Origin of the sequence: Streptomyces kurssanovii (genome assembly GCF_040677245.1) — a bacterium.
Classification (GTDB): Bacteria; Actinomycetota; Actinomycetes; order Streptomycetales; family Streptomycetaceae; genus Streptomyces; species Streptomyces kurssanovii.
Window position 1 is genome coordinate 1 of the sequence record NZ_JBFAQK010000024.1, and the last position, 25634, is coordinate 25634.

General features: G+C 72.7%; 25 protein-coding genes. 11 read left to right on the top strand and 14 right to left on the bottom strand.

Features of this window, described 5'->3' with window-relative positions; translation table 11 throughout:
• Window positions 1-218 precede the first annotated feature (218 nt).
• Together AB0K36_RS18490 and AB0K36_RS18495 are read right to left on the bottom strand one after the other, a co-directional pair.
• Window positions 219-1073 (bottom strand): SDR family oxidoreductase, encoded by an 855-nt coding sequence (locus tag AB0K36_RS18490; RefSeq protein WP_364595195.1) that lies wholly within the window; start codon window positions 1071-1073, stop codon window positions 219-221.
• A gap of 119 nt (window positions 1074-1192) precedes the next feature.
• Window positions 1193-1693, bottom strand: a complete 501-nt coding sequence (locus tag AB0K36_RS18495; RefSeq protein ID WP_364595443.1) for a rhodanese-like domain-containing protein — start codon at window positions 1691-1693, stop codon at window positions 1193-1195.
• 94 nt (window positions 1694-1787) lie between these two features.
• Between AB0K36_RS18495 and AB0K36_RS18500 the strand changes: the two genes are divergently transcribed.
• Window positions 1788-2234, top strand: a complete 447-nt coding sequence (locus AB0K36_RS18500) for an Lrp/AsnC family transcriptional regulator (RefSeq protein ID WP_189470039.1) — start codon at window positions 1788-1790, stop codon at window positions 2232-2234.
• Here AB0K36_RS18500 and AB0K36_RS18505 read toward each other — a convergent pair.
• Genes AB0K36_RS18505 through AB0K36_RS18515 form a run of 3 tightly spaced genes read right to left on the bottom strand, consistent with a single transcriptional unit; the run spans window position 2224 to window position 7142 of the window.
• Window positions 2224-5310: an AAA family ATPase gene (locus tag AB0K36_RS18505; RefSeq protein WP_364595198.1), complete on the bottom strand. Its 3087-nt coding sequence runs from the start codon at window positions 5308-5310 to the stop codon at window positions 2224-2226. The two genes, AB0K36_RS18500 and AB0K36_RS18505, sit on opposite strands and share 11 nt — an antisense overlap.
• Window positions 5307-6473 (bottom strand): exonuclease SbcCD subunit D, encoded by a 1167-nt coding sequence (locus AB0K36_RS18510; protein WP_364595201.1) that lies wholly within the window; start codon window positions 6471-6473, stop codon window positions 5307-5309. The genes AB0K36_RS18505 and AB0K36_RS18510 overlap by 4 nt, the downstream gene beginning before the upstream one ends.
• 42 nt (window positions 6474-6515) lie before the next feature.
• On the bottom strand, window positions 6516-7142 hold the full coding sequence (locus tag AB0K36_RS18515) for a YigZ family protein (RefSeq protein ID WP_364595204.1): 627 nt from the start codon (window positions 7140-7142) through the stop codon (window positions 6516-6518).
• A gap of 76 nt (window positions 7143-7218) precedes the next feature.
• Here AB0K36_RS18515 and AB0K36_RS18520 point away from each other — a divergent pair, with 76 nt between their 5' ends.
• Window positions 7219-7626 carry a CoA-binding protein gene (locus AB0K36_RS18520; RefSeq protein WP_189470046.1) on the top strand — a complete coding sequence of 136 codons (408 nt, stop codon included), beginning with the start codon at window positions 7219-7221 and terminating at the stop codon, window positions 7624-7626.
• Window positions 7627-7672: 46 nt separating this feature from the next.
• Here AB0K36_RS18520 and AB0K36_RS18525 read toward each other — a convergent pair whose 3' ends face one another.
• Window positions 7673-8227 carry a YbaK/EbsC family protein gene (locus AB0K36_RS18525; RefSeq protein ID WP_364595208.1) on the bottom strand — a complete coding sequence of 185 codons (555 nt, stop codon included), beginning with the start codon at window positions 8225-8227 and terminating at the stop codon, window positions 7673-7675.
• A 44-nt stretch (window positions 8228-8271) separates the two neighbouring features.
• On the bottom strand, window positions 8272-8844 hold the full coding sequence (locus AB0K36_RS18530; RefSeq protein ID WP_364595211.1) for a helix-turn-helix domain-containing protein: 573 nt from the start codon (window positions 8842-8844) through the stop codon (window positions 8272-8274).
• A gap of 93 nt (window positions 8845-8937) precedes the next feature.
• Here AB0K36_RS18530 and AB0K36_RS18535 point away from each other — a divergent pair, with 93 nt between their 5' ends.
• A complete protein-coding gene (locus tag AB0K36_RS18535) occupies window positions 8938-9804 on the top strand; it encodes an EamA family transporter (protein WP_364595214.1) in 867 nt (288 codons plus the stop codon).
• On the opposite strand, the gene AB0K36_RS18540 is transcribed toward AB0K36_RS18535, so the two are convergent.
• Window positions 9805-10653: an acyltransferase gene (locus AB0K36_RS18540; protein WP_364595217.1), complete on the bottom strand. Its 849-nt coding sequence runs from the start codon at window positions 10651-10653 to the stop codon at window positions 9805-9807.
• 327 nt (window positions 10654-10980) lie between these two features.
• On the opposite strand from AB0K36_RS18540, the gene AB0K36_RS18545 reads away from it, so the two are divergent.
• From AB0K36_RS18545 to AB0K36_RS18565, 5 genes are all read left to right on the top strand, one after another.
• A complete protein-coding gene (locus AB0K36_RS18545) occupies window positions 10981-13308 on the top strand; it encodes an ATP-binding protein (protein ID WP_364595220.1) in 2328 nt (775 codons plus the stop codon).
• Between the two features lie 129 nt (window positions 13309-13437).
• Window positions 13438-13857: a roadblock/LC7 domain-containing protein gene (locus tag AB0K36_RS18550; RefSeq protein ID WP_364595223.1), complete on the top strand. Its 420-nt coding sequence runs from the start codon at window positions 13438-13440 to the stop codon at window positions 13855-13857.
• The gene (locus AB0K36_RS18555) at window positions 13854-14213 is read left to right on the top strand and encodes a DUF742 domain-containing protein (protein ID WP_364595226.1); all 360 of its coding nucleotides are present in this window, start codon (window positions 13854-13856) and stop codon (window positions 14211-14213) included. Before AB0K36_RS18550 ends, AB0K36_RS18555 begins: the two co-directional genes overlap by 4 nt.
• A complete protein-coding gene (locus tag AB0K36_RS18560; RefSeq protein ID WP_364595229.1) occupies window positions 14194-14811 on the top strand; it encodes a GTP-binding protein in 618 nt (205 codons plus the stop codon). The genes AB0K36_RS18555 and AB0K36_RS18560 overlap by 20 nt, the downstream gene beginning before the upstream one ends.
• Window positions 14808-16103: a cytochrome P450 gene (locus AB0K36_RS18565; protein WP_364595232.1), complete on the top strand. Its 1296-nt coding sequence runs from the start codon at window positions 14808-14810 to the stop codon at window positions 16101-16103. The genes AB0K36_RS18560 and AB0K36_RS18565 overlap by 4 nt, the downstream gene beginning before the upstream one ends.
• An 80-nt stretch (window positions 16104-16183) precedes the next feature.
• Here the strand turns inward: AB0K36_RS18565 and AB0K36_RS18570 are convergent, their stop codons facing one another.
• Window positions 16184-17149 carry an SMP-30/gluconolactonase/LRE family protein gene (locus AB0K36_RS18570; protein ID WP_364595236.1) on the bottom strand — a complete coding sequence of 322 codons (966 nt, stop codon included), beginning with the start codon at window positions 17147-17149 and terminating at the stop codon, window positions 16184-16186.
• 157 nt (window positions 17150-17306) lie between these two features.
• On the bottom strand, window positions 17307-18533 hold the full coding sequence (locus tag AB0K36_RS18575) for a cytochrome P450 (RefSeq protein ID WP_364595239.1): 1227 nt from the start codon (window positions 18531-18533) through the stop codon (window positions 17307-17309).
• Window positions 18534-18724: 191 nt separating this feature from the next.
• Here AB0K36_RS18575 and AB0K36_RS18580 point away from each other — a divergent pair, with 191 nt between their 5' ends.
• Window positions 18725-19255 carry a gamma carbonic anhydrase family protein gene (locus tag AB0K36_RS18580; RefSeq protein WP_364595242.1) on the top strand — a complete coding sequence of 177 codons (531 nt, stop codon included), beginning with the start codon at window positions 18725-18727 and terminating at the stop codon, window positions 19253-19255.
• A gap of 87 nt (window positions 19256-19342) precedes the next feature.
• Here the strand turns inward: AB0K36_RS18580 and AB0K36_RS18585 are convergent, their stop codons facing one another.
• Window positions 19343-20002, bottom strand: coding sequence for a DedA family protein (locus AB0K36_RS18585; protein ID WP_364595245.1), 660 nt, complete (start codon window positions 20000-20002; stop codon window positions 19343-19345).
• Window positions 20003-20159: 157 nt separating this feature from the next.
• Window positions 20160-20612 carry a DUF4442 domain-containing protein gene (locus AB0K36_RS18590; protein WP_189470077.1) on the bottom strand — a complete coding sequence of 151 codons (453 nt, stop codon included), beginning with the start codon at window positions 20610-20612 and terminating at the stop codon, window positions 20160-20162.
• 93 nt (window positions 20613-20705) lie between these two features.
• Between AB0K36_RS18590 and AB0K36_RS18595 the strand changes: the two genes are divergently transcribed.
• Window positions 20706-21734, top strand: coding sequence for a DUF8017 domain-containing protein (locus tag AB0K36_RS18595; protein ID WP_364595248.1), 1029 nt, complete (start codon window positions 20706-20708; stop codon window positions 21732-21734).
• Window positions 21735-21811: 77 nt separating this feature from the next.
• Entirely contained in the window at window positions 21812-23116 is a 1305-nt protein-coding gene (locus AB0K36_RS18600; RefSeq protein ID WP_364595251.1) for an MFS transporter, read from the top strand.
• 254 nt (window positions 23117-23370) lie between these two features.
• Here the strand turns inward: AB0K36_RS18600 and AB0K36_RS18605 are convergent, their stop codons facing one another.
• Together AB0K36_RS18605 and tuf are read right to left on the bottom strand one after the other, a co-directional pair.
• On the bottom strand, window positions 23371-24216 hold the full coding sequence (locus AB0K36_RS18605; RefSeq protein ID WP_364595254.1) for a spermidine synthase: 846 nt from the start codon (window positions 24214-24216) through the stop codon (window positions 23371-23373).
• A gap of 28 nt (window positions 24217-24244) precedes the next feature.
• Complete coding sequence (gene tuf / locus AB0K36_RS18610) at window positions 24245-25414, bottom strand: elongation factor Tu (protein WP_364595257.1); 1170 nt, start codon at window positions 25412-25414, stop codon at window positions 24245-24247.
• Window positions 25415-25634: the final 220 nt, after the last annotated feature.

Genomic DNA, 25634 nt, shown 5'->3' on the forward strand with positions numbered 1-25634 from the left:
CCGCGCCTCAGTCTCCCCCTACGGCCTGGCGGCCGTGGGAGGTGCCCCCAGCGGGGCTGATTTCGCGAAGCGAAATCCAGCCCGCCCGGAGTTTGAGGGCACCGCGCGGAGCGCGGTACGCCGCCCGCAGGGCGGTACGGGGTCCGGGGCCTGCCCCGGTTCGGGAAGGGGCGGGGTGGGGAACAGGTCCCGCGCAGCGGTCCCGTGCACGCGCAGCGTCAGCGGCGGAACCCGCCCTCCGAGTCGATGACCTGCCCCGTGATCCCCTCCGCCTCGTCCGTCGCCAGCCATGCGATCAGGCGGGCCGGATCGTCCGGCATGCCCCACCGGCCGGCCGGGAACATCGCCGCGATGGCCTCGTACGCGTCGCCGTCCAGGTAATCCGTGTCGACCGGCCCCGGGTTGACGCAGTTGACGGTCACGGCGAGGCCGGCGAGCGAGGTCGCCAAAGAGCGGGTCGCGGAGGCCAGCGCGCCCTTCGCGAGGGCGTAGGCGATCTCGCCGGGCATGCCGCCCGCGATGTCCTGGCCCGAGGTCATCATCAGGATCCGGCCGCCCGGCGTCCGCGTCGCCGGCAGCGTGGCGCGCAGCCGCGCGTACGCCTGGACCAGCAGGATCACGGAGCGCGCGTCGACCGCCCAGTGCGCGTCGAGCATGGCGGCGTCGATGCCGTCCAGTGCGCCGTCGAAGCCGCTCAGCGCGTGGTTGGCGACAAGGATGTCGAGACGACCGCCGAGCGCGTCGGCGGCCGTGGTCAGCAGCTCGGCCGGGGCGTCGGCGTCGGACAGGTCCGCGGGACCGTGGCACACGAGGGCATCGGGGTCACCGAGAGCTTCACGCACGCCCGCGGCGACCGCTTCCGCCCCGCCGGGCTCCGCGCCCCACGGCTGGACGGCGTCGTGCGGAACGTGGTGGTGGAGGTAGACGCTCGCGCCGTACGCGGCGAGGCGCCGGGCCACCGCGTAGCCGATCCCGCCCGTGCGGCTGGCCCCGGTGACCAGGGCGGTGCGGCCGCGCAGCGGGAGGGGGTCCCGGCGCAGCGAATCGGCGGAGGGAGAAGGCATCCTGGGCATGACCATGCATCATGATCGATACGCCGGGCGTTGTCATGCGGCTTCCGAGCCCGCCCCCGAGTCCGTCCGAGAGCCGAAGCGGCCTGTACGCGGCCACCGGCGCACGGCCCCCGGGTCGTTCAGCAGCCGCAGTCGTCCGCGCCGGCAGGCGCGGTCAGCGGGTCGGCGTCGCGGACGGTACGGCCCTGCCAGGTCTCGTACTCGAAGCCCTCCCTGGCCCAGTACTCGAAGCCGCCGAGCATCTCCTTGACCTGGAAGCCCAGTCGGGCGAGGGCGAGTGCCGCGCGGGTGGCTCCGTTGCAGCCGGGGCCCCAGCAGTAGGTGACGACCGGCACGGACCTGTCGAGGAGTTGCCCTGCCTGCTCGGGTACGAGAGCGGTCGGCAGGTGCACCGCGCCCGGAATGTGGCCCTGGTCCCAGGACTCGGTGGAGCGGGAGTCCAGAACGACGAATCCGGGGTCGCCGCCGGCCGAGAGCGCGGCCGCGACGTCGGAGACGTCGGCGTGGAAGGCCAGGCTCGCGCCGAAGTAGGCCGCGGCGCCGGCCGGGTCTGCGGGCGGCACCCGTAGGACGGGGTTGGCCTGCTGCGTCAACGGGGCGTTGCTCTGCGTTGTGGTCATGTCCAGAAATCTACGGTCGGTGATCGTCTCCAGGAAGTGGGATTCCCCGGCGCTCGTCTTGATCCGCCGGGCGATCCCCTGTTGTGTGTCGGCCATGACGGGATATTCACCGGACGCCACCGACTGGCGCATACTCGAGGCCCTCCAGACCCGGGGCAGGGCCAGCTTCGCGGACTTGGCGCGGGCCGTGTCCATGTCTCCGAGCGCCGTCACCGAGCGGGTGCGGAGGCTGGAGGAGGCGGGCGTCATCGAGGGGTACGCGGCGGTCGTGGACCAGGAGCGGATCGGGCTGCCGATCCTCGCCTTCGTGCGGCTGCGCTATCCGAACGGCAATTACAAGCCGTTCCACGACCTGCTGGACGCGACGCCCGAGATCCTCGAGGCCCACCATGTCACCGGCGACGACTGCTTCGTGCTGAAGGTCGCCGCCCGCTCGATGAGCCACCTCGAGCAGGTCTCCGGGAAGATCGGCGCACTGGGGTCCGTGACGACGAGCGTCGTCTACTCCTCGCCGCTGCGCCGCCGCCCGATCAGTCGCTGAGGGCGGCCTCCGTCCGCAGCCGCACGGCCGACCCGCCGCGGTCCTTGACGACCTCCAGTTGCGCGGGGATGCGCCGGCGCAGGTCGCCGACATGGCTGACGATGCCGACGCTGCGGTCCCGTTCGCGGAGCGAGTCGAGGACGTCGAGCACCTCGTCGAGGGTCTGGTCGTCGAGGCTGCCGAAGCCCTCGTCGATGAACAGGGTGTCGAGCCGCATGCCGCCGGCCTCGTCGGTGACGACGTCGGCGAGGCCGAGCGCGAGGGCGAGCGAGGCGAAGAACGTCTCGCCGCCGGACAGGGTCGCCGTGTCGCGTTCCCTGCCGGTCCAGGCGTCGACGACGCGCAGTCCGAGGCCGGCGCGCTTCCCGCCGGTGCGGGCGTCGGAGTGGATGAGGGTGTACCGGCCGGAGGACATCCGCTGGAGCCGTACGGTGGCGGCTGCCGCGACCTGTTCCAGGCGGGCGGCGAGCACATACGACTCGAGGCGCATCTTGCGTTCGTTGTCGGCGGAGGTTCCCGCGGTGAGGGAGGCGAGGCCGGCCACCAGGTCGTACTCCTCGCGCAGCGGGCGCAGCGCGAGGGTCTCCGAGGTTGCCTGCCGGGACAGCCGGTCGAGTTCGGCACACCTGTCACGGGCGGCGTCGAGCGCCGACGCGGCGTCGCGCAGTGCGTGTTCAGCCGCCTCGTGGACGGCGTGGGCCGTCTCCGGCGCCGCGGGCGGCCGGGCCGCCGCGGCACGGGCGTCGTCCTCCGCGAGCCGGTCGGCGACGGCGGCCGCCTCCGCCTGCCAGGCGTCGATACGGTGCTGGATGTCGCGCTGTTCGGCGTCGGTCAGCAGGCGCGCCGCCGCGTCCGCGGGGGTGTCGAAGCCGGCGCGGAAGGCGGCGTCGGCGAGCCGGTCGTCGGCCTCCTTCAGCCGCAGGGCGGTGCTGTCGACGGCGCGGACGGCGTCCGCCGCGGCGGTCAGCAGACCGGCCCGGCTCTCCAGCTGCGCCGCTCGTTCGGCGACGCTGCGGGCGCCGTCCCGCGCTCTGGCCAGGTCGTCCTCGAGCAGGGCCAGTTCCTGGTCGAGGGTCTCCCGCCGGGAGGTGCGGGCGGCGCTGCGCCGCTCCGCCTCCTGCCGGGCGGTGACCCGCTTCTCGTACTCCCGCTCCGCGCGTTCAAGTGCCTCGCGGGCGCCGTGTGTTCCGGCCGCGAGATCACGCGCGCCGGCGTACTCCCGCTCCAGTTCCTCGACCGCGCCGCGCAGGTCCGCCACCGCCGGGTCCTCGCCGGAGCGGGGCAGGGGCAGGGGCACGGTCGTCCCCAACCGGGAGTGCCCGGCGGACGCCTGCTCCGGGCCGCGGGCCCTGGCCGCCGCCGAGGCTCGGGACTCGCCGAGCACGGCCAGCTCCCGCTCCGTGTCCTCCTTGGCCTTCCGGGCGTGTACGTACCGGTCGTAGGCCGCGTCCTCCGCGGCACGGTCCACGTGTCCGGCGCCCGCGCGGGCCGGCGCCGGGTGCTCCACGGAGCCGCAGACGGCACAGGCCTCGCCCGGGACGAGCGCGGACGCCAGTTCCGTGGCGATGCCCTGGAGCCGGCGCTCCTTGAGGTCGAGCCAGGCCGCCTTGGCCTCGTTGGCGCGCTCGTGCAGGGTGCGCAGCCGTTCGGCGGCCTTGTCCGCGCGGGCGGCGAGGTCGTCGCGTTCCTGTGCGGCGCGCAGTCGTTCGCGGGCCGGCTCGAGCCGGCCCGCGAGGTGTTCGGCCCGGGTGGCGGCCTCCTGCGCGGCCGTGATCCGTTCCTGGTGGCCACGGCGGACGCCGTCCCATTCGGCGAGCCAGTCCGCCGCCTCGGCGAGGATGTCGTCGTCGGCCCGTGCCTGCCGGTCGAGGTCCGCGAGTTCCCGGGTGATGTCCGAGGCGCGGGTCTCGGCCCTGCGGGCGGCGTCCAGGCCGCCGAGTTCCTGGCGCAGCGCGCGTTCGGCGCCGGTGAGCAGGTCCACGCCCGCGTCGGTGAGTTCGGCGGGCAGTGCGGTCCTGGTCCGTTCGCGTTCGGCCTCCGCCGTGCGGTGTTCGCGCTCGGCGGCGTCACGCATCCGCAGCGCCGGCTCGACGAGCGCGGCCTTGCGGGCCCGTTCCAGGCGGGCGCAGCGGCTCTCGTGCTCCGCGCGCCGCGTCTCGAGGGCCTCGGAGCGCTCCAGCGCCTCCGCGTACCGGCGTTGGAGCCGGTCCAGGTCCTGTTCGGTCTCGAGGGCCCGGCGGGCGGCTGCGTGCCGGCTCTCGGCGGCGGCGAGGGCGTACTCGGCGATGTCGAGCCGCTCACGGGCGCCGGTGCGGGCCACGGCCGCCCATTGCAGGACGGCGTCCGCGAGGCCGGGGTCGCCGGGCTGCTGCTCGGGGCGGGTCCACTCCGCGGCCGCCGGGCCGGCGGCCTGCTCGATCCGGTGGGCGACGGCGAGCAGCCGTTCGTCGCCGGCCTTCACCTGGTGCTCGGCGGCGCGCCGCAGTTCGGCGAGGTGGTCCTCGACGGCTGCGAACCGGCGCGTGTCGAAGAGCCGTCCGAGGAGCTTGCCGCGGGCCTCCGCGTCGGCTCGGAGGAATCGGGCGAAATCTCCCTGCGGCAACAGGACGACCTGGCAGAACTGCTCGCGGCTCATCCCGAGGAGCTGGGTGATCTCCTCACCGATCTCCTGGTGGGACTTGCTGAGAGGCAGCCATTCGCCGTTCGCCGTGTCCCACTCGCGCAGGGTGCTGTGCGCCCGCTCGGTGACGAAACCCTTGCCGCGTGTCTTGGGGCGGGGCTGGGCCGGGCGGCGGGTGATCTCCAGCCGCCGTCCGGCGACGGTCAGTTCGAGGCTGATCTCGGTCGGCGTGCCGGCCGGGGCGTGGTCGCTGCGCAGCGACGTCCCGGGGCTCTGGCGCGCACCGGGGACCGCGCCGTACAGCGCGAAGCAGACGGCGTCGAGGACGGAGGTCTTGCCCGCTCCCGTCGGCCCGTGCAGCAGGAAGATCCCGGAGCTGGCGAGGGCGTCGAAATCGACCTCTTGGGTGGCACCGAAGGGCCCGAACGCGGTGACGGCGAGTCTGTGCAGTCTCACCCGGCCACCTCACGCACGCCGGCGTCGACCCGTACGTCCTCGAAGGCGGCGCGCAGCACGGTGCGCTCGCCGTCGTCGGGGCCGTTGCCGCCGCGCACATGGGCCACGAAGTCCTCCGCGATCTGCTGGTCGCTGCGCCCGCGCAGGCGCTGGGCGTAGGAGGCGGACGTGTCCTGCGGAGCGCGGTCCGGCTCGAAGACCAGGCTGAGGATGTGCGGGAAGCGCCGGGTCAGCCGCGCCATCGGATCCGCCGGGCGCACGGCGTCGGTGAGGGTCGCTTCCACGAACGACTCCTCGTACCGGTCCAGCTCCGGGTTCTCCAGGAGGTCCTCGATGGTGCCGCGCAGCCGGGCGAGAGGGCGTGGCACGGGGCAGTCGATCCGCTCGGCGGTGACGGCTCCCGAGGCGTCGAGGTCGACGAGCCACATCGTCTTGCGGTGGTCGGTCTCGGAGAAGGAGTAGGCGAGCGGGGAGCCCGAGTAGCGGATCCGCTCGGTGATGGTCTGGCAGCCGTGCAGGTGTCCGAGGGCCACGTAGTCCACACCGCGGAAGACGCCGGAGGGGACGGCGCAGACACCGCCGACGGTGATGTCCCGCTCGCTGTCGCTCTCCTCGCCGCCCATGACGAAGGCGTGCGCGAGGACGACGGACCGGGTGCCTTCCTCGCGGGCGGCGAGGTCGGCCCGTATCCGCTCCATCGCCGCGGCGAGCACCGTCTCGTGGGCGGCCTTCTCCGTCCCGAACTCGTTCCTGACCAGGGACGGTTCCAGATAGGGCAGCCCGTAGCAGGCCACCGGGCCGTGTTCGTCGGCGAGCAGGACGGGGGTGCCGCAGCCCGCCGGATCCGTGCGCAGATGTATGCCGGCCCGGTCGATCAGTCCCGCCCCGACGCCGAGGCGGCGCGCCGAGTCGTGGTTCCCGGAGATCATCACCGTCGGCACGCCGGCGTCCGCGAGCCGGTGCAGCGCCTGGTCGAACAGCGCCACGGCGGCGAGCGGCGGGACGGCCCGGTCGTACACGTCTCCCGCCACCAGCACCGCGTCGACCTCACGCTCGCGCACCGTCGCCACCAGGTGGTCCAGGAAGGCGGCTTGGGCGTCGAGCATGCTCACCCGGTGGAACGACCGGCCCAGGTGCCAGTCCGACGTGTGCAGGAGTCTCATGATCCGTGAGCGTATCTGTGGGGTCGGACAATGCGGGCGGCTTCACGCATCTCCGTACGCCTCGCCCCCGAGTTCCAGCCCGGCCGTGCCCGCCGTGACGTCCGCCAGCCACGCGCGGAAGGCGTCGACGTCGGCGTCGGGCAGCCCGATCCCGATGCTGACGGTGTCCGTGTATGTGACGTCGCGCACCTGACGGCCGGTCGCCCGGAGGTCGTTCTCCAGCTTTCCGGCACGCTGGTGGTCGACGGTGACGGTGGCGAGCCGGAACCGCTTGCGGGTGACGGTGCCGAGCGCGTCCAGGGCCTCGCCGACGACGCCGCCGTACGCCCTGATCAACCCGCCCGCGCCGAGCTTGACGCCTCCGTAGTACCGGGTGACGACGGCGGCGACGTAGCGGATCTCCCGGCGCATCAGCATCTGCAGCATGGGCACCCCGGCCGTGCCGCCGGGCTCGCCGTCGTCGCTCGCCTTCTGCACGGCCGCGTCGGCGCCGACGACATAGGCGAAGCAGTTGTGCGTGGCGGTCGGGTGCTCCCTGCGGATGCGCGCGACGAAGGCCTGGGCCTCCTCCTCCGTGGCGGCCGGGGCGAGCGCGCAGATGAAGCGCGATCGGTTGATCTCGGTCTCGTGGACACCCTCGCGGGCGACCGTCCGGTACTGCTCCTGCATCCGGCCACCCTATGCGCCGTTCGGGGCGGGTTCGGCCACCGGGGAATCGCGGGGACCTCCCGCCCGTTCTCGTGGCATGTACGCAGACGCAGAGACGATCCGCAGAATCCTGACGGCCACCGGTGACACCTGGGCGGTGGTCGGCCTGTCCAGCAACGAGGAGCGGGCGGCATACGGCGTGGCCGATGTGCTCCAGCGCTACGGCAAGCGCGTCGTGCCGGTGCACCCGAAGGCCGAGACGGTCCACGGCGAGAAGGGGTACGCGAGCCTTTCCGAGATCCCGTTCCCGGTCGACGTCGTCGACGTGTTCGTGAACTCGGGTCTGGCCGGCGCGGTGGCCGACGAGGCCGTCGGTATCGGTGCGAAGGCCGTGTGGTTCCAGCTCGGCGTGATCGACGAGGAGGCGTACGCGCGCACCAGGGCGGCCGGCGTGGACATGGTCATGGACCGGTGCCCCGCGATCGAGATCCCGCGTCTGGGCTGAGCCGCCGTGCGCTCCCGGCGGGGCGGGTCTTCCCGGCCGGCCCGCCTCAGATGCCGAGGCCGTCGACGACCACGGCGCCGGGCAGGTCGGCGAACGCCTTGCCCGGCAGGATCAGCTTGCCGCGTCGGCGGCCGCTGCCGACGAGGACCCATTCGGTGTCGACGACGGCCGGGTCCACGAGCAGCGGCCAGTCGGCGGGCAGCCCGACCGGGGTGATCCCGCCGTACTCCATGCCGCTCTCGCCGGTCGCGGTGTCCATCGGCGCGAACGAGGCCTTGCGGGCGCCCAGTTGTCTGCGCACGGCACCGTTGACGTCCACACGGGTGTGGGACAGGACCAGGCAGCCGGCGAGCGAGGTGGCGCCGCCCCGCTTCCCGGCCACGACGACGCAGTTGGCCGACTGCCCGAGCAGTTCGCGGCCGTAGTGCTCGACGAAGACGGCGGTGTCGGCGATCTCCGGATCCGTGTCGACGTAGACGATCTGCTCGGCCGGCACGTCGCCGCGCCAGGCTCGCACGGCCGCCGCTACGGGTGCGACGAGGAGGTCGAGGCAGTCGGGTGCGGGGGTGGCATCGTCGAAGTTCCCGATGGGTGCGCGCATGTGCCGCACGTTAACACCACGCCGCACGGCGGCGATCGGGTGTGTCAGCGGACGGGCGGGACGGAGACGGCCATGATCACTTCGACGACGGCGTCGCCCGCGTTGCGGTAGGCGTGCGGGACGTTCGCCTCGAAGGTGGCCGAGGTGCCGGCGGGGACGGCGTGGGCCTGTCCGTCGACGACGAGGGTCAGTTCACCGGCGGTGACGTGCAGCAGTTCCGTCGTCCCGTCGGGGTGCGGGTCCGAGGCGCTCTCGTCACCGGGCATCAAGCGCCACGACCACAGTTCCAGCGGCCCGCCGCGCTCGTTGCCGACGAGGAGCGTGGTGGAGCTGCCGGTGGAGGTGGACCACATACGGACGGCCTGCTCCGGGGGGACGATGCGGACCTGGGCGCCCTGTTCGTAGTCGAGGAGCGTGGTGATGCTGACGCCGAGGGCGTCGGCGAGTTTCACCGTGGTGCCGACGCTGGGGTTGGTGCGCGCCTGCTCGATCTGGATGATCATCCCCCGGCTGACGCCGGAACGGGCGGCGAGAGCGTCCAGGGTGAAGCCCCGTTCGCCACGCCAGTGCTTCAGGTTGCGGGCGAGCGACTGGGTGAGCTGATCGAGGTCCGACACATTCCGTCCAATATCCTGGATGACAGAGTTCAATAGACTGCACTAGCGTGTGATGCACCGAATCGTTCACCGCACTGTACTGCGAGGCATCGCATGACCGCACTCTTCGCCCTGGCCACCAGTCTCCTGTGGGGACTGGCCGACTTCGGCGGCGGCCTGCTCACGCGACGCACGCCCGCGCTCACCGTGGTCGTCGCCTCCCAGTCCGTCGCGGTGGTGGTCCTCGGCGCGATCGTCGTCGCGACCGGCGGCTTCACGGAGGCCGGGCCGCGACTCTGGTACGCCGTGGCGGCCGGCGCGGTGGGACCGGTGGCGATGCTCTGCTTCTACAAGGCCCTCGCGCTCGGCCCGATGGGCGTGGTCTCACCACTGGGTTCACTCGGCGTCGCCGTCCCGGTCGGCATCGGGCTCCTGCTGGGCGAGCGGCCCGGAGTGCTCCAGTTCGCGGGGATCGCGGTGGCGGTGGCCGGCATCGTCCTCGCGGGCGGCCCCGAGCTGCGGGGTGCGCCGGTGCAGCGCCAGGCGGTCCTGATGACGCTCGTCGCGGCCTTCGGGTTCGGCGCCGTACTGGCCCTGATCGCGGAGGCGTCGACCACGCTCACCGGACTGTTCCTGGCGCTGTTCGTCCAGCGCGTCACCAACGTCGCCGTCGGCGGGGCCGCCCTGTGGGTGTCGGTCAGGCGCGGCGGCCGGGCACTGCCGGAGGACGGCGGCCTGCGGACCGTCGTGCGCTCGCTGCCGGCGCTCGCCTTCGTCGGCCTCGCGGACGTGGCGGCCAACGGCACGTACTCGATCGCCGCGCAGACCGGGCCGGTCACGGTGGCCGCGGTCCTCGCCAATCTGTATCCGGTGGTGACGGTCTTCGCGGCGCTGCTGATCCTCAAGGAACGGCTGCGCGCGGTGCAGGCCGCCGGCGCCGGGCTGGCCCTGGTGGGCACGGTCCTGCTGGCGAGCGGCTGATCAGCGCCCTTCGAGCCCGGACACCGCCCGGCCGGGAGCCGCCGTCCCCGGCACCGTCCCGTCCTCGGCACCCGCCTGCGGCAGGGTCACCTCGTCGACGCCCGTCCGCGGCAGTTGCTTCTCGAGCTCGGCCAGCGCCCGCAGTTGCTCCGGGGTGACACCCTCCGGGATGGGTACCGGCGCGGGCGTGCGCAACGGCGGCTGCCAGCCGTCGGCCTCGTCCCATCGGCGTACGACGCGGGCGGGGGCTCCCGCCACCACGGAGTGGTCGGGCACCTCACCCCGTACGACCGCGCCGGCCGCCACCACCACGTTGCGGCCAAGCCGGGCGCCGGGAAGGATCACCGCGCCCGTCCCCAGCCAGCAGCCGGGGCCGATCGAGACGGGATCGGTGCGGGGCCACTGCTTGCCGACGGGCTCGTGCGGGTCGTCGTAGCTGTGGTTCGTCGAGGTGATGTAGACGTACGGACCGCAGTACGTGTCGGAGCCGATGGTCACACGGGTGTCGGCGATGACATGGCTGCCGCGCCCCAGGACCACCCCGTCCCCCAGGGTCAGGATGGGATCGGGGCCGAGATCGAGGCCCGGCATCATCCCGGCGGTCAGGGTCACCTGCTCGGCGATGATGCAGTGCGCGCCCAGTTCGATCCAGGGTTCACCGAAGACGGTCCCCTGCGGGAAGGCGAGCCGGGTGCCGGTCCCGATCCGCCGGAAGTCGAGCCGCCCGGGACGGTCGGCCGTGACGGCGCCCGCCTCCTGCACCCACTGCCAGCCGCGGTGGACGGCGCGTGCGAGTCCGCGGCGCCACCAGGCGGCAGGCGATGAGAACGTGTTTCTGTTCTTCGGCACCCGCCCACGGTAGTCGGCCCGGCCCCGTACGACGGGCGTGACGTGCTGTGATGTTCGCCCCAAGGGCCACCCGGCGCCCGCCGTTTACCACGCGAAGCGGCGCGCGGAGGCCGCTTCGCGCACAACTCCACCGTTCTGTGGACAGTGCGCGCACTCCGGAGTCCACGACCGCACCGCTGGCTAGCATGAGCACCGCACGCTCTCGGAGGATCACGGTCAGTGATCGGCGTCAACATGTCGCCCGTGGCAGGCGATCCGGGGCCGAGGCGCCGGCCGGCCGCCTGTCCCCACAGCTCTTCCCGCACTCGAGCAGCGAGGGATCGCGGAATGTCAGTGGCTCCCACACCACACCGGACGCGTACGTCACGGCGTTCCCCCGTCCCCCTGCCGCTGACCGCGCTGCTGGCGGCCGCCCTGGCCGGCGGAGCGGTGGTCGTGGCCGCTCCCGCATCCGCCCGCGCGTGGGTGGCCGTGACGGTCTGCGTCGCCTGGCTGGGCGTCGCGTCCACCGCCGGCGCCGCGTCGGCGACGCTGCGGCGACGCCGAGGCGCGAGCGACGCCGCGAGCGGCGAACTGCGCACGCTCCGCGCCCGGTCGGCGCAGCTCGCCGCCGAGTCGGCACACCTGCTCAACGTCACCGTCCCCGCCGTCGTCAAACGACTGCGCGACGGTGCCACCGTCGAGGACGCCCTGACCGGCACGCCGGGTCCGAAGGACGCCCAACTGCGGCGCATGCTGGAGGCCTTCGCCACGGAGGTGGGCGCGGCGGAGCACCGCGCGCGGGCGTCCGCGGCGAACTGCGCCGCCGCCGTACGGCAGTTGGCGCTGGCCGCGGACGGCGTCGACCGGATGACGACGGTCGCCCTTCCGGCCGCGGTGGCGCATCTGCGCACCGGCGCGTCGGCCGAGACGGTGATGGCGGGCCTGGACCGGCCCGCCGACTCCCGGCTGCGCGTGCTGCTCGAGACGACCGTGCGGGAGCTGGCACTCAGCGAGCGACGGGCCGCTGCCGCCCAGGGCGCGAGCGCGAAGGCCCTCAGCCGGGTGCAGGCGAAGGCCGTGACCATGCTGGCCGATCTCCGCGAGATGCAGGACCGGCACGGCGAGGAGGTCTTCGGCGACCTGCTGAAGCTCGACCACAACGCCTCCCAGCTCGGTCTCATGACCGACCGGCTGGCGCTCCTCATGGGCGGCCGGGCCAGCCGCGCCTGGAACAAGCCGATCCCCATGGAATCCGTCCTGCGCGGCGCGGTCGGGCGCATCGCCGCGTACCAGCGGGTGCGGCTGCATTCCTCCAGCACGGCCGCCGTCGTCGGTTTCGCCGCCGAGGGTGTGATGCACCTGCTCGCCGAACTGATGGACAACGGGGCGAACTTCTCCCCGCCGGTCGACGAGGTCCACGTCTACGTCGAGGAGCGGACGGCCGGCCTGGTCGTCACCATCGAGGACAGCGGTCTGCGCATGTCCGACGCGGCGATGCGCCGGGCCGAGGAAGCGGTGTCCGGCAGGGTCACCGACCTCGCCACCCTTCAGGGCACCCGGCTCGGGCTGGCCGTCGTCGGCAGGCTGGCCGTGAAGTACCGCATGAGCGTCAGCTTCCGGCCCTCGTCGCGCGGCGGTACGGGTGTGGTGGTGCTGCTGCCGCCGCAGCTGCTCGCTCAGCCGCGCAACGGCGGGCCGGAGCAGCAGGCGACCGGGCACGTGACCCCGGCCCACGGCCTCACGGTCCCGCTGCCCGACGCCCCGACGACATCGGGGGCGGGCACGGCGGGCACGCCCTCGTGGGACAGCACGGCAGCAGCCACCACCACGTCCGGGCCGGGCACGGCCGGCACGTGGCAGGCCACGGCAACGACACCCACAGAGCCCGACACCACCGGAAGCACCGGAACGACCTCCTGGGACAGCACGGCAACCACCCCAACAGCCGGGCCGGACACGGTCGGAACGAGTTCGTGGGACAGCACGGCAACAAGCCCCGCAGGCGGGCCGGACGAGGGCGGAACGCCCCCCTGGAACAGCACCGCCGCAGCCACGACGTCCGGACCCGGCAGGGTCGATACGTGGCAGGCCACGGCACCGCACGCCGCAGCCGAGCCCGGGACCACCCGGACAACCTCCTGGGAGGCCCCGGCAGCCACCCCCGCAGGCGGGCCGGACGCGGTCGGTGCGACCTCGGGGGACAGCACGGCGGCAACCACAGCGACCGAGCCCGACACCACGCGAGCACGCTCCTGGGACAGCACCGCGGCAGCCACGACAGCCGGGACCGGCACGGCCGGAGCAGCCCCGTGGGAAGGCACGGCCGGGATCATGTCGGCAGCGGGCACGGCCGGCGGCAGTGTGCCCGTCCCGCCGCAGGGTGTGCGCCGGGTGGCGACGCCCGGCGGCCTGCCGGTGCGGCCGGCGGGCCGCACGATGGCGGCGGCGGACCGCGGCCGCGACGCCGGGGCCGGCCCGTCGGAGGGCTACGCCGGGGGCGGCCGGGACGCGGGCACGCAGTTCGGCGCGTTCCACCGCTCCCGCCGTCCCCCGGCGAGCTCCGGGTCCCCCGCCGCGGACACGGGCGGCCCGTCCTTCCCGCCCGAATCACCGGCGCCCACGGACCCGCACGGCGATCCCTCGGAAGAGGCGTCCGGGACCGCCGCGCCTTAGCCGGGCCGGCGCGCCGCCGCACCGGCACCGTCCGTCCCCATCCCGTACACCGGACCACCGGAACACCGGAACCGACAGGAGGCACAGGCCGACACCCGGTCCTCACCGGACGCGCGGCCCACCCCGATCATGCAGACCACCGACAACAGCCTCACCTGGCTCCTGGAAGGCCTGCTGGAGCGCACCCCCGGCACCCAGCACGCCCTCGTACTCTCGCGCGACGGGCTGAAGCTGTGCTGGACCAGGCATCTCACCCGTGACCAGGCCGATCAGCTGGCCGCGATCTGCTCCGGCATCCAGGCCCTCGCCCAGGGCGCGTCCATCGAGTTCGGCAGCGGCACCGGCGGCGTTCGACACTCGATGACCGAGTTCCACGGCGGGCTGCTGTTCATCGTCGAGGCAGGTGCCGGCGCGCATCTCGCGGTCGTCGCGGCGGACGGCGCCGACCCGGGCATGGTCGGCCACCGGATGACCGAGCTGGTCGAGCAGATCGGCGACCGCATGCGGGCAGCACCACGGCTCCCCGCCCAGGACAGTCCGCGCTCATGACCCGGCGTCCCGTCGACACCGGTGACCCGGAACGGCTCTACACCGTCACCGGCGGACGCAGCCGTGCCGACGACGACTCGTTCGACCTGGTCACGCTGATCGTCAGCGAATGCGAACCGTCGCCCGGCCTGCAGTCGGAGCACGTCCGGATCCTCGAACTGTGCCGCGCCCCCACGGCGGTCGTGGAGATCTCGGCCGCGCTGCGGCTGCCCGTGACGGTCGTCCGGATCCTCCTGTGCGACCTGCTGGCCACGGGCCGCGTCACCGCCCGCCATCCGCCGGTCGCCCGCTTCCGGGGCTCGCTGCCCGACTCCGACCTCTTGAAGGAGGTGCTCGATGGACTCCGCAACCTCTGAGCTTCCCGGCTTCACGCCGTTGGGCAGGGATTCGGCGAACGGCCTCAAGATCGTGATCGTGGGCGGCTTCGGTGTCGGCAAGACGACGCTCGTCCGGTCCGTGAGCGAGATCCGCCCCCTGAACACGGAGGAGGTGATGACGCAGGCCGGCGTCGGCATCGACGAGACCGCGGGAGTGGCGACGACGAAGACGACCACCACCGTGGCCTTCGACTTCGGCCGGATCAGTCTCAACGACCGCATGGTCCTCTATCTGTTCGGCGCACCCGGGCAGGAACGCTTCTGGTTCCTGTGGGACAGGCTGTTCGCCGGCACGCTCGGCGCGGTCGTTCTCGTCGACACCCGGCGCATGAGCGACTCCTGGTACGCCATCGACCGGCTCGAGCATCGCGGGACCCCGTTCGTCGTCGCCGTCAACCGGTTCGACGACGACCCGTCCCTCTACTCCCTGACCGAGATCCGTCAGGCCCTGGCGCTCGACCCGCACGTCCCGCTGGTCGAGTGCGACGCGCGGATCCGCTCCTCCGGCAAGCACGTGCTGCTCAGCCTCGCCGATCACCTCCACGCACTGGCAACGGCCCGGGAGACGACACCATGAACGACCCCATCGGCACGGCGGCCCACGCGCCGCACCCGCCCGGCTGTCCCGCCCACGAGGAGGCGGTCCGGCTCAGCGGCCCGGCGTTCCAGCAGGGCCCGTCGGAGCTGTACCGCTCCCTGCGCGGCCGGTACGGCTCCGTCGCGCCGGTCCTGCTGGAAGGGGACGTTCCGGTGTGGCTGGTCCTCGGCTACACCGAGGTCACGTACGTCACCGCCCACGACGAACTCTTCGCCCGCGACTCGCGCCGCTGGAACCAGTGGGGGGCCGTGCCGGCCGACTGGCCGCTGCTGCCGTTCGTCGGGCATCAACCATCCGTGCTCTTCACCGAGGGAACGGAGCACCAGCGACGGGCCGGGGTCGTCACGGAGGCGCTGGAGGCCGTGGACCAGTTCGAACTCGCCCATCGGTGCCGCGAGATCGCCGAATCGCTGATCAACGCGTTCGCCGGCAGCGGCCAGGCGGAGCTGACGACGGCCTACGCGCACGCCCTTCCGATGCGCGCCGCCGTGCGGATGTGCGGGATGCCGGCCCACGGGGCGGACACCGAGGGCCTTGTGCGGGACCTGCGGATCTCGCTGGGCGCAGCGGAGAACGACGACCCGGTCGCCGCGTACGTCCGCGTCCAGGAGCGCATCCAACGGCTGGTGGAGGGCAAGCGCCGTGCACCCGGGCCCGACGTCACCTCCCGGATGCTGGCGCACCCGGCCGCTTTGACCGACGAGGAGGCCGTGCAGGACCTGATCGTGGTCATGGCCGCGGCCCAGCAGCCGACGGCCAACTGGATCTGCAACACGCTGCGGCTGCTGCTGACCGACGACCGCTTCGCGCTGAACGTCTCGGGTGGCCGGCTCAGTGTGGGCCAGGCGCTCAACGAGGTGCTGTGGCTGGACACCCCGACCCAGAACGTCATCGGCCGCTGGGCGGTGCGCGACACCACGCTCGGCGGCCGCCGGATCCGTGCCGGGGACTGTCTCGTTCTGGGGCTGGCGGCCGCCAACACCGATCCACGGATCTGGCCGGAGGGGCGCGTGGGCGCCGAGAACTCGGCGCACCTGTCCTTCGGCAACGGCGAGCACCGGTGCCCGTATCCGGCACCGATGCTCGCCGATGTGATCGCCCGTACCGCGGTGGAGACGCTGCTGGAGCGGCTGCCGGACGTGGTCCTCGCCGTGGAGCCGGACGAACTGACCTGGCGGCCGTCGGTCTGGATGCGGGGACTGTCCTCCCTGCCGGTGAGTTTCACACCGGTCGTGGCCCTCGGTGAGTACCGGAACGGGAATCAGCGGTAGAGCCGGCGGTCCCCGCCGGGCGGCCGCGGTGGCCGCCTCTTTCATGGCCCGCCCACCGGGCGCTTGGAGGAGCGGCGTGCTCAGTCGGCGCGGGAGGCCGGAGCCGGCCACCGTCTGCGCCCCGGTCCGGTCGGGTGCGTGCCCGTGACGCCCATGACCACCGAGTAGAGGCTGGTCTCCGCGGCGATGAAGAGACGGTTGCGCTTGACTCCGCCCCAGGCGATGTTGGCGACCGCCTCGGGGACGTCGAGCCGCCCGATCAGCGTGCCGTCGGGGTCGTAGCAATGCACTCCGTCGTCCATCGCCGCGGCCCAGAGCCGGCCGGCGTCGTCGAAGCGGAGGTTGTCGAAGCGCGCCTGCCGCCGCGCCCCGGCCTCGGCGAAGGTGTCGCCGTCCGACAGCGTGCCGTCGTCGCGTACGTCGAAGACCCGGATGCGGCCTGCCCGGGTGTCGGAGACGAAGAGCCGGCGCTCGTCGGCGGAGAAGACGAGACCGTTCGGGGCGCCGAAGCAGTCGGCCACCAGGCGCACTTCGCCGGAATCGGGATCGATGCGGTAGACGTTGTTGGAGCCGATCTCGCTCTCGGCGCGGTAGCCCTCGTAGTCGCTGGTGATACCGAAGTCCGGGTCGGAGAACCAGATCGAGCCGTCTGACTTCACCGCCGCGTCGTTCGGGCTGTTCAGGCGCTTTCCCTGCCAGCGGTCGGCCAGCACGGTGACCGTGCCGTCGTGCTCGGTCCGTGTCACCCGGCGGTTGCCCTGCTCACAGGTGACCAGCCGGCCCTCCCGGTCGAGGGTGTTGCCGTTGGTGTGCCCGGCGGTGCGGCGGAAGACGCTGACGGCGCCCGTCTCCTCGTCCCAGCGCAGCATCCGGTCGTTGGGGATGTCGCTCCAGACCACCTGCCGCCAGGCGGGCAGATAGATCGGCCCCTCGGCCCAGCGGCAGCCGGTGTACAGGACCTCCAGGGCGTTGTCGCCGTTCATGCAACGACCGGTTCGGAACCGGTCGTCGAACATCTCGTACAGCGCGGGGCGCTCACTGGTCATGCACACACTCCCCTTCAGGTGCTGAATATCATTCAGTCTGCAAGGAAGATTGCATGATGAAATACGGGCACCACAAGGTTCACCCGAATGAAGAGTTGTGGATCACACCTCGTCCGCAGGCACGGGGCCGGGCGGTGCCCTTCGGCGAGCCGGCGCCTCAGCCGTCCACCGGGGTGAAACGCACGGGCAGAGACCTCGGTCCGCGGGTGAACACGCCCTGCTCGCGGGGGACGAAGCCGTCGGCGAGGCGCAAGTCCGGCATGGCGTCCAGCAGTTGGCCGACCCCGGTCCTGACCTCGGCCCTGGCGAGCAGCGCGCCCACGCAGAAGTGCCGGCCGAGCGCGAAGGCCAGATGGTCGGCGGCCGCGGAGAACGCGGTCGTCGCGGTGAGGTCGTCGCGGAAGATGTCGAAGCGGTCGGGGTCGCGGTACCGCTCGCCGTCCCGGTTGGCCGCGCCGATCAGACAGGTCACCGTGGCACCCGCCGGGACGGTGCCGCCGCTGAGGGTGACCTCGGCGGCGGTCTGTCGCATGATCATATGGACGGGGGGTGTGAAGCGCAGTGTCTCGGCGAGGGCGCGGTCGATGAGACTCCGGTCCTCCCGCACGGCGGCCAACTGCTCCGGGTGGACGAGCAGGTTGGCGAACATGCCGGCGATGGCCTTGTCGGTGGTCTCGCCGCCTGCCGCGAGCAGCAGGCTGCAGAACGCCTTGATGTCCTCGTCGCTCATCCGCACGCCGTCGACCTCCGCCGCGCAGAGCGTGGAGAGCAGGTCCTCACCCAGGTTCTCGCGGCGCTCCTGGATGATCGGGATCATGTACTCGGCGAACTCGACGCGGGTCCGCTCGCCGGCCGCGGCAACGGCGGGATCCCTGGCGAGATTCCCGAAGTAGGCGACGACGGCGGTGTACCACCCGTGGAAGCGGTCGTGGTCCGCCTTGTCCAGGCCCAGCATGTCGGCGATGACATTGACGGGGAACCGGGTGGCGAAGGAGTCGACGAGATCCGCCTCGCCCTTGTGCCGGAAGGCGTCGATCAGTTCACGGGCGTTGCTCTCGATCACCGGCTGGAACTTGTCCCTGAGGTCGCTGCCCCGGAAGGCGGGAGCGACGAGCGCCCTGCGTACGGCGTGTTCCCGTCCGCCGAGCTGCACGATCGTCTTTCCGTGGACGGGCTCGAGCTGCCAGTCGTAGTTCTCGGTGGTGAACACCGACTCCTTGTCCTTGAAGACGCGCTCCACGTCCTCGTAGCGGGAGACCAGATAGCTCTCGGTGGGTCGGTGCCGGATCAGCGGGGCGTGCTCACGCATCGAGCGGTAGGCGGGGTACGGGTCGGCGGCGAACTCCGGCGACAGGATGTCCGGGATGTGCTGTGCGGTGGCCATGGGGCTCCCTCGTCAGCAACGGGCAATGCCGGCAAGGCTATTGAGCCGCCGACGCGGAGGACAGACGGCAAGGCGGCGCGCAGGGGTGCGCCGCCGGGCGCGAACCCGCGCCCCCTGCCGCATGTCACGGAAGCGGGGGGCTTACGGTGCAGGTAGGCGCGGGACGACCGGTGAAGCACGAGGGAGCAGGCATGACGGAGCGGGCATTGGTTGCGGGCGTGGGCGGCAAGGAGCCCGTCGTCGACCCGGAGGCGTTCGCAGCGCCGACGTCGGTCGTGATGGGTGACGTGACCGTCGCCGCGGGGGCGAGTGTCTGGTACCAGACGGTGCTGCGCGGCGACTGCGGGCCGATCCTGATCGGCGCGGGGAGCAACATCCAGGACAACTGCACCGTCCACAGCGACCCCGGCTTCCCCGTCACCGTGGGCGAACGCGTCTCGGTCGGCCACAACGCGATCCTGCACGGCTGCACGGTGGAGGACGACGTCCTCGTCGGCATGGGGGCCACGGTCCTCAACGGGGCGCACATCGGCTCAGGTTCGCTGATCGCGGCACAGGCCCTCGTACCGCAGGGCATGGTGGTGCCGCCCGGCTCCCTGGTGGCCGGGGTACCCGCGAAGGTGCGGCGTGAGCTGACCCAGGAGGAGCGGGAGGGCATCAAGCTCAACGCGGCGGTCTATCTGGACCTGGCGGCCCAGCACCGGGACGCGCACAAGGACTGAGGTCCGGGAGCCCGGCGCGCCGGGGCGAGGGCCGGGCACCGGTCGGGCCGGCACGGCCTCGGCCCGCATGCTCGCCCGGGTGGCGGGTCAGTCGGCGACGGGAACGGGCTCGGGCTGGGGCGACGCGGCCGTCGGCTGCTCCGCCGCCGCCTTCTTCGCCCGGCTCTTGAGCACCAGCATCGAGGTGACGCCGATCGCCACCGCGAGGACGAGCCCGACCCAGGAGAAACGCTTGAGCCAGGCCTCGGCCACGACACCGACCGAGTAGACGACGGCCGTCGTGCCGCCCGCCCACAGGATGCCGCCGAAGACGTTGGCGATGAGGAACTTCCAGTACGGCATCCGCAGCACACCGGCGAGCGGCCCGGCGAAGATCCTCAGCAGGGCGACGAAGCGGCCGAAGAAGACGGCCCACATGCCCCACTTCTCGAACGACCGCTCGGCCATGGCGATCTGGGCCTCACCGAAGTGTTTGGGGAACTTCCCGCCGAGCCAGGCCAGCAGTGGCCGGCCGCCCTTGCGGCCGATGGCGTACCCGATCGAGTCGCCGATGATGGCGCCGGCGGTCGCGCAGGCGCCGAGGATGTAGGGGTCGATGTCTCCGTGCTGGGAGGCGAGGAGCGCCGAGCTGACGAGGACGATCTCCCCGGGGAGCGGGATGCCGAGGCTCTCGAGCCCGATCACCACCCCCACCAGGAGATAGATGCTGACCGCCGGGACAGTCTCGAGCCATTCCTGGACGTGCAACGCCGTTCCTCCCGGTACCGCCGGGCCGCTCGCCCGGCGCGCGCCCCGCCGGCGCACGCCGGGAAGCCTACCTGGTCGCACGGGTGCGTCACGGCGCGCGAAAGACCGCCCGGTCCCTCAGGGACGCCGGGCGGCCCGGTGCGGTGCGGGACCGCGCTCAGCTGTTGGGGCGCAGGGTCCAGACGATGTGCATCTCGCCGGTCACGGCGCCGTCGGCGCGCTGGATGGCGACCGTGACGGGGAACTCGGGGCGCTCCCCCGCGTCCAGCTCCTTGACGACGTCGGCGACGGGGCGGCCGAGCGTCGCGGTCGCCGTGAGGACGCCCTTGGCGAGCTTCTTGTAGCTGGTCTCCGCCTTCACCGGGAGCGGCACCGAGCGGCTCAGCTGATCGCCGAACGCGGCCAGGACGACGGCGCCGCTCGCCGACTCGGCGAGGGTGAACATGGCGCCGGCATGCGGTCCGCCGACGTGGTTGTGGTACTCGGGCTGATCGGGCAGCCGGAGCACGGCTCGCTCCGCGGTCGTCTCCAGGTACTCGAGGTTGAGGGTCTTGACCATGGGGACGGTGGCGGCGAGCAACTCGCCGATGGACATCTGATCTGCGCTCATGCCGAGATGTTACCCACGAGTAGGCAGGCTTGACCATCCCCGGCGGGGCCCGGACGTAGAAGAGCCACGGCCGCACCTCTATGGTTACTGGCCATGTGGCCAGGACAGCAGCCGCCCGGGGGCGAGCAGAACCCGCAGGACCAGAACCCGTACCAGCAGCCGGGGTACCAGCAGCCGAATCCGTATCAGCAGCCGGGATACCAGCAACCGGGGTACCAGCAGCCCAACCCGTACCAGCAGCCGACCGTGCCGCAGTACGCCGTGCCCGGCCAGACGCCGGGAGCGCCGCAGCCGGCCGGTGACGAGAAGAAGAAGACGACGATCATCGCGATCGTGGCGGCCACGGCAGTCGTCGCGACCGCCGTCGTGACCGGCATCGTCGTCCTGCCGGACGACGAGAAGTCGTCGGGCAAGAGCGGCGACGTCGCCGCCTCGAAGCCGGCCGACCCGAACGCCTCGGACAAGCCGAAGGGCTCCGAAGAGCCCCCGGCGCCGACGGGCAACCCGCGCGGCGGCGAGGCCAAGCCCACCATCGCCGGCTGGAAGGTCGTCACCAACCCCAAGCACGGCACCCAGTTCGACGTGCCGGCGGAGTGGGAGGTGGCGAGCTCGGGCATGGCCACCGGCTTCGAGGACGAGAAGAAGGGCGACGGCTCGCCCGCCGTCATGATGTCCGCGCCCGCCCACTACAAGAGCAAGTGGTGCCTCTTCGACTCCGACAAGAACGGCAGCGAAGAGGACTACGGGCTGGCCAGCACCGGCACCAAGGGCGGCAAGGGCGCCAAGAGCACCGCGGAGGCCGCCTACAACGAGGCCGGCAACTGGGCCTGGGCCGCCTACGCCCAGACCGACCCCAAGGGAACCGTCAAGGTGACCAAGGCCGTGGACTACACGACGAAGTCGGGCCTCAAGGGCAGCGTCTCCACCGCCACGGCCAACGGCGTGAAGAAGGACAACAAGTGCGAGACCGACGGTAAGTCGATCGCGTTCAGCTTCAAGAACACCAAGGGCGACTTCGCCAGCTGGGTGCTGTACTCCAACACCGGGGTGCCGGACGAGGTGCCCGACGCCACGATCCAGCAGATCCTCAGCACCGTGCGGCTGGCCGACAGCTCGGGCTGAACCGCTGACCGCCTTCCACCGGCAGAGGCGCGACAAGTCGTTTGGCAAGTCCGGGCGGCACCAGGGATAGTCCTCCGGTGACATCTCCCGCTGCCCCGCCACGCCGCACATCGCGCCGCCCCGAGTGGGCGGGCCGCAACTACACACTGCTGACCGCCGCCGCGATCATCACCAACCTGGGAAGCCATGGTGCGCTGATCGCGGCGGCGTTCGCGGTGCTGCAGGCGGGCGGCGACGGCGGGGACGTCGGTCTGGTGGCCGCCGCCCGCACCCTCCCGCTGGTGCTGTTCCTGCTCATCGGCGGCGCGATCGCCGACCGGCTGCCGAGGCACCGGGTGATGGTCGCCGCCAACGCCCTCAACTGCGTCTCGCAGGCGCTGTTCGCCTTCGTCGTACTGTCCGGCGAACCGCAGCTGTGGCAGATGATGCTGCTGACCGCGCTGTGCGGCACCGGCCAGGCGTTCTTCAACCCCGCCGCTGAGGGCATGCTGATGTCCAGCGTCAGCGGCGAGCAGGCAAGCCGGGCCTTCGCCCTGTTCCGGATGGCCATGCATGGCGCGGCCATCGGCGGGGCCGCACTCGGCGGCGCGATGATCGCCGCGATCGGACCGGGCTGGGTCCTCGCCGTGGACGCGGCGGCCTTCGCCGTCGCGGGCGCGCTGCGGGCCTTCCTGGACGTGAGCCACATCAGGCCCCGGGAAGCGGGCGGCGGGCTGCTCGCCGACCTGCGCGACGGCTGGAAGGAGTTCGTCGCCAGGCCGTGGCTGTGGGCGATCGTGGCCCAGTTCTCGGTGGTCGTCGCCGTCGTGGGCGCGGCCGAGTCCGTCTACGGGCCCCTGGTCGCCAGGGACGAACTCGGCGGCGCGGCGCCCTGGGGTGTGGCGCTCGCGGCGTTCGGCGTGGGCACGCTCGGCGGGGCACTGCTGATGATGCGGTGGAAACCGCGGCGGCTGCTGCTCGCCGGAACACTGTGCGTCTTCCCGCTCGCGGCGCCGTCCGCGGCCCTCGCCGTGCCCCTCCAGGTCGAGGGCCTCGCGGTGGTCATGTTCATCAGCGGCGTGGCGATCGAGGTGTTCGGTGTGGCCTGGATGACGGCGCTGCACCAGGAGATCCCCGAGGACATGCTCTCCCGGGTCTCCGCGTACGACTGGTTCGGCTCGGTCGCGATGCTGCCGCTCGCCACGGCGCTCGCCGGCCCGGCGGAGTCCTTGTTCGGGCGGCGGGCGTCCCTGCTGGGGTGCGCGGCGCTGGTGGTGGTCGTGACGGCGGCTGTGCTGTTCGTGCCGGACGTGCGGAACCTGAGGCGGCGCGGGGCGACGGTGGCGGGGGGCGGGCCGGCGCCGGCGGTGTCAGTGCCGAAGGAAGCGGCGCCGCAGGCGTAGGGGGCGGGCGCGTGTCGCCTGCGGCGGGCCTGTTCCCCACCCCGCCCCTTCCCGCTGTACCGATGTGCGGCTCCGCCGCGTGGCGGGCTCCGCCCGGACCCGTACCGCGCTTCGCGCGGTGCCCTCAAACGCCGGGCGGGCTGAAGTTGCCCGGCAACTTCAGCCTCGCCGGCGATTGAGGCGCGGGGGTCCGGGGGCAGAGCCCCCGGTTCGGGAAGGGGCGGGTAGGGGAAAACGCCCCGCGCAGCGGACCGTCACCCCACCGTGAACGCTCCGTCCGGCGGCTCCGGCGACCGTACCGCCGTCGCGTCCGCCACCGGCCCCGCCTCACCCCGCAGCCGCACAAGCGCCGCCCCCCGCTCGACCCGCGCCGGGAACGCGTCGGACGCCGACCGCCGCGCCAGCGGCCCCGTCTCGATCGGCGACTGCGAGGCGAGCAGCACAGCGTTACCGAAGCGGCGCCCGCGCAGGACGGACGGTTCCGCGATCAGGGCGAGTTCCGCGAATACCTCCGCGAAGGTGGCCAGTTGGGAGCGGAGGAAGGTGAAGGGCGCGCCGTCGGCGAGGTTGGCGGCGTAGACGCCGCCCGGCCGGAGCACCCGCTCCGCGGCTCTCGCGTACTCGACCGTGGTCAGGTGCGCCGGGACCCGCGAGCCGCCGAAGACGTCAGCGACCACCATGTCCACGGAGTCCGCCGCCGCGTGCTCGACCCACTTCCGCGCGTCGTCCCGGTGGACGGTGACACCGCACCCGTCGGGCAGCGGCAGATGCTCGGCGACCAGGGCGACGAGCCCTGCGTCGTACTCGACCACGTCCTGACGGGAGCCGGGCCGTGTCGCGGCAATGTAGCGCGGCAGGGTGAGGGCGCCGCCCCCGAGGTGCAGCACGGAGAGCGGTGTGCCCTCGTCGGCCACGCAGTCGACGACGTGGGCGAGCCGGCGCAGGTACTCGAACTCGAGGTGCGTGGGATCGTCCAGGTCGACGTACGACTGCGGGGCGCCGTCGACGGTCAGCAGCCAGGCCCGCTCATGGTCCACGTCGGGCATGAGCTTGGCGGTGCCGCCGTCGACGGCGCGCAGGACGGGGATCGGCTCGTTCACCGGGCCATTGTCCCCGTCCCGCCCCGTCTCAGAGCACGGTGGTCACCGTGCCCGCGCCGACCGTGCGGCCGCCCTCGCGGATCGCGAACCCGAGCCCCGGCTCGAGCGGGACGTCCCGGCCGAGCTCGACAGTCAGGGCGACCGTTTCGCCGGGCCGTGCCACGACCGCCCCGCCGAGGTCGATGTCGCCGACGACGTCCGCGGTGCGGATGTAGAACTGCGGCCGGTAGCCGGTGGAGACCGGTGTGGTCCGGCCACCCTCACGGGCGGACAGCACGTACACCTGCGCGGTGAAGCGCCGGCTCGGCACGACGCTGCCGGGCGCGGCGACGACGTGACCGCGCCGGACCCGGTCGCGCTGGAGGCCGCGCAGCAGCAGTGCCACGTTGTCCCCCGCCTCCGCGGACTCCATCGGCTTGCCGAAGGTCTCCAGTCCCGTCACCACGCTCTCGGTGTCCGCGCCGAGCACCTGCACGCGGTCGCCGACCCGTACGGTGCCCCGCTCGACGGCCCCGGTGACGACGGTCCCGCGCCCGGTGATGGTGAGCACGTTCTCCACCGGCAGCAGGAACGGGGCGTCGGTGTACCTGACGGGCATCGGCACATAGGTGTCGACGGCGTCGAGCAGTGCCTCGACGGCGGCCGTCCAGCGCGGGTCGCCCTCGAGCGCCCGCAGGCCGGAGACGCGCACGACCGGAGCCGCGTCGCCGCCGTACCCGTGTGCAGTCAGCAGCTCCCGGACCTCCAGCTCGACGAGGTCGATGAGCTCGTCGTCGCCCGCGTCGGCCTTGTTGATGGCGACGACGATGTGGTCGACGCCCACTTGGCGGGCGAGCAGGACGTGCTCCGCGGTCTGCGGCATGACGCCGTCGAGGGCGGAGACGACGAGGATCGCCCCGTCCAGCTGGGCCGCTCCGGTGACCATGTTCTTGACGTAGTCGGCGTGGCCCGGCATGTCCACGTGGGCGTAGTGGCGGGTGTCGGTCTCGTACTCGACGTGCGCGATGTTGATGGTGATGCCGCGCGCGGCCTCCTCGGGCGCCCGGTCGATCCTGTCGAAGGGCACGAACGTGCCGCTCCCCCGCTCGCTGAGGACCTTGGTGATGGCGGCGGTCAGGGTGGTCTTGCCGTGGTCGACGTGGCCCATGGTGCCGATGTTGAGGTGCGGCTTGGTCCGCACGTATGCCGTCTTGGGCATGGCGCGTTGGTTCCTTCCCGGAACTCGAAGTGTGGGACCCCTGGGCCTGGCCGACCCTCCCCCTGCGGGGTCCGCCGGACGATCCGGGAAGGGTCAGCTTCGGGCGCCGTCGAGGGGCGCTGCGGCAGCATCGGCTGCGGGGAGATCGGCAGCCTTCGGCGCGTCCGCGACTGCGGACGGCGCTGCGAGGAAGGCGTACCGGAACATGGGTGAATGATCG

What these genes read in the sequence shown, in the direction of transcription:
- AB0K36_RS18490 (WP_364595195.1), bottom strand. Translation starts at nt 1,073, where the DNA reads ATGCCCAGGATGCCTTCTCCCTCCGCCGATTCGCTGCGCCGGGACCCC.
- AB0K36_RS18495 (WP_364595443.1), bottom strand. Translation starts at nt 1,693, where the DNA reads ATGACCACAACGCAGAGCAACGCCCCGTTGACGCAGCAGGCCAACCCC.
- AB0K36_RS18500 (WP_189470039.1), top strand. Translation starts at nt 1,788, where the DNA reads ATGACGGGATATTCACCGGACGCCACCGACTGGCGCATACTCGAGGCC.
- AB0K36_RS18510 (WP_364595201.1), bottom strand. Translation starts at nt 6,473, where the DNA reads ATGAGACTCCTGCACACGTCGGACTGGCACCTGGGCCGGTCGTTCCAC.
- AB0K36_RS18515 (WP_364595204.1), bottom strand. Translation starts at nt 7,142, where the DNA reads ATGCAGGAGCAGTACCGGACGGTCGCCCGCGAGGGTGTCCACGAGACC.
- AB0K36_RS18520 (WP_189470046.1), top strand. Translation starts at nt 7,219, where the DNA reads ATGTACGCAGACGCAGAGACGATCCGCAGAATCCTGACGGCCACCGGT.
- AB0K36_RS18525 (WP_364595208.1), bottom strand. Translation starts at nt 8,227, where the DNA reads ATGCGCGCACCCATCGGGAACTTCGACGATGCCACCCCCGCACCCGAC.
- AB0K36_RS18535 (WP_364595214.1), top strand. Translation starts at nt 8,938, where the DNA reads ATGACCGCACTCTTCGCCCTGGCCACCAGTCTCCTGTGGGGACTGGCC.
- AB0K36_RS18545 (WP_364595220.1), top strand. Translation starts at nt 10,981, where the DNA reads ATGTCAGTGGCTCCCACACCACACCGGACGCGTACGTCACGGCGTTCC.
- AB0K36_RS18550 (WP_364595223.1), top strand. Translation starts at nt 13,438, where the DNA reads ATGCAGACCACCGACAACAGCCTCACCTGGCTCCTGGAAGGCCTGCTG.
- AB0K36_RS18555 (WP_364595226.1), top strand. Translation starts at nt 13,854, where the DNA reads ATGACCCGGCGTCCCGTCGACACCGGTGACCCGGAACGGCTCTACACC.
- AB0K36_RS18560 (WP_364595229.1), top strand. Translation starts at nt 14,194, where the DNA reads ATGGACTCCGCAACCTCTGAGCTTCCCGGCTTCACGCCGTTGGGCAGG.
- AB0K36_RS18565 (WP_364595232.1), top strand. Translation starts at nt 14,808, where the DNA reads ATGAACGACCCCATCGGCACGGCGGCCCACGCGCCGCACCCGCCCGGC.
- AB0K36_RS18570 (WP_364595236.1), bottom strand. Translation starts at nt 17,149, where the DNA reads ATGACCAGTGAGCGCCCCGCGCTGTACGAGATGTTCGACGACCGGTTC.
- AB0K36_RS18575 (WP_364595239.1), bottom strand. Translation starts at nt 18,533, where the DNA reads ATGGCCACCGCACAGCACATCCCGGACATCCTGTCGCCGGAGTTCGCC.
- AB0K36_RS18580 (WP_364595242.1), top strand. Translation starts at nt 18,725, where the DNA reads ATGACGGAGCGGGCATTGGTTGCGGGCGTGGGCGGCAAGGAGCCCGTC.
- AB0K36_RS18590 (WP_189470077.1), bottom strand. Translation starts at nt 20,612, where the DNA reads ATGAGCGCAGATCAGATGTCCATCGGCGAGTTGCTCGCCGCCACCGTC.
- AB0K36_RS18595 (WP_364595248.1), top strand. Translation starts at nt 20,706, where the DNA reads ATGTGGCCAGGACAGCAGCCGCCCGGGGGCGAGCAGAACCCGCAGGAC.
- tuf (WP_364595257.1), bottom strand. Translation starts at nt 25,414, where the DNA reads ATGCCCAAGACGGCATACGTGCGGACCAAGCCGCACCTCAACATCGGC.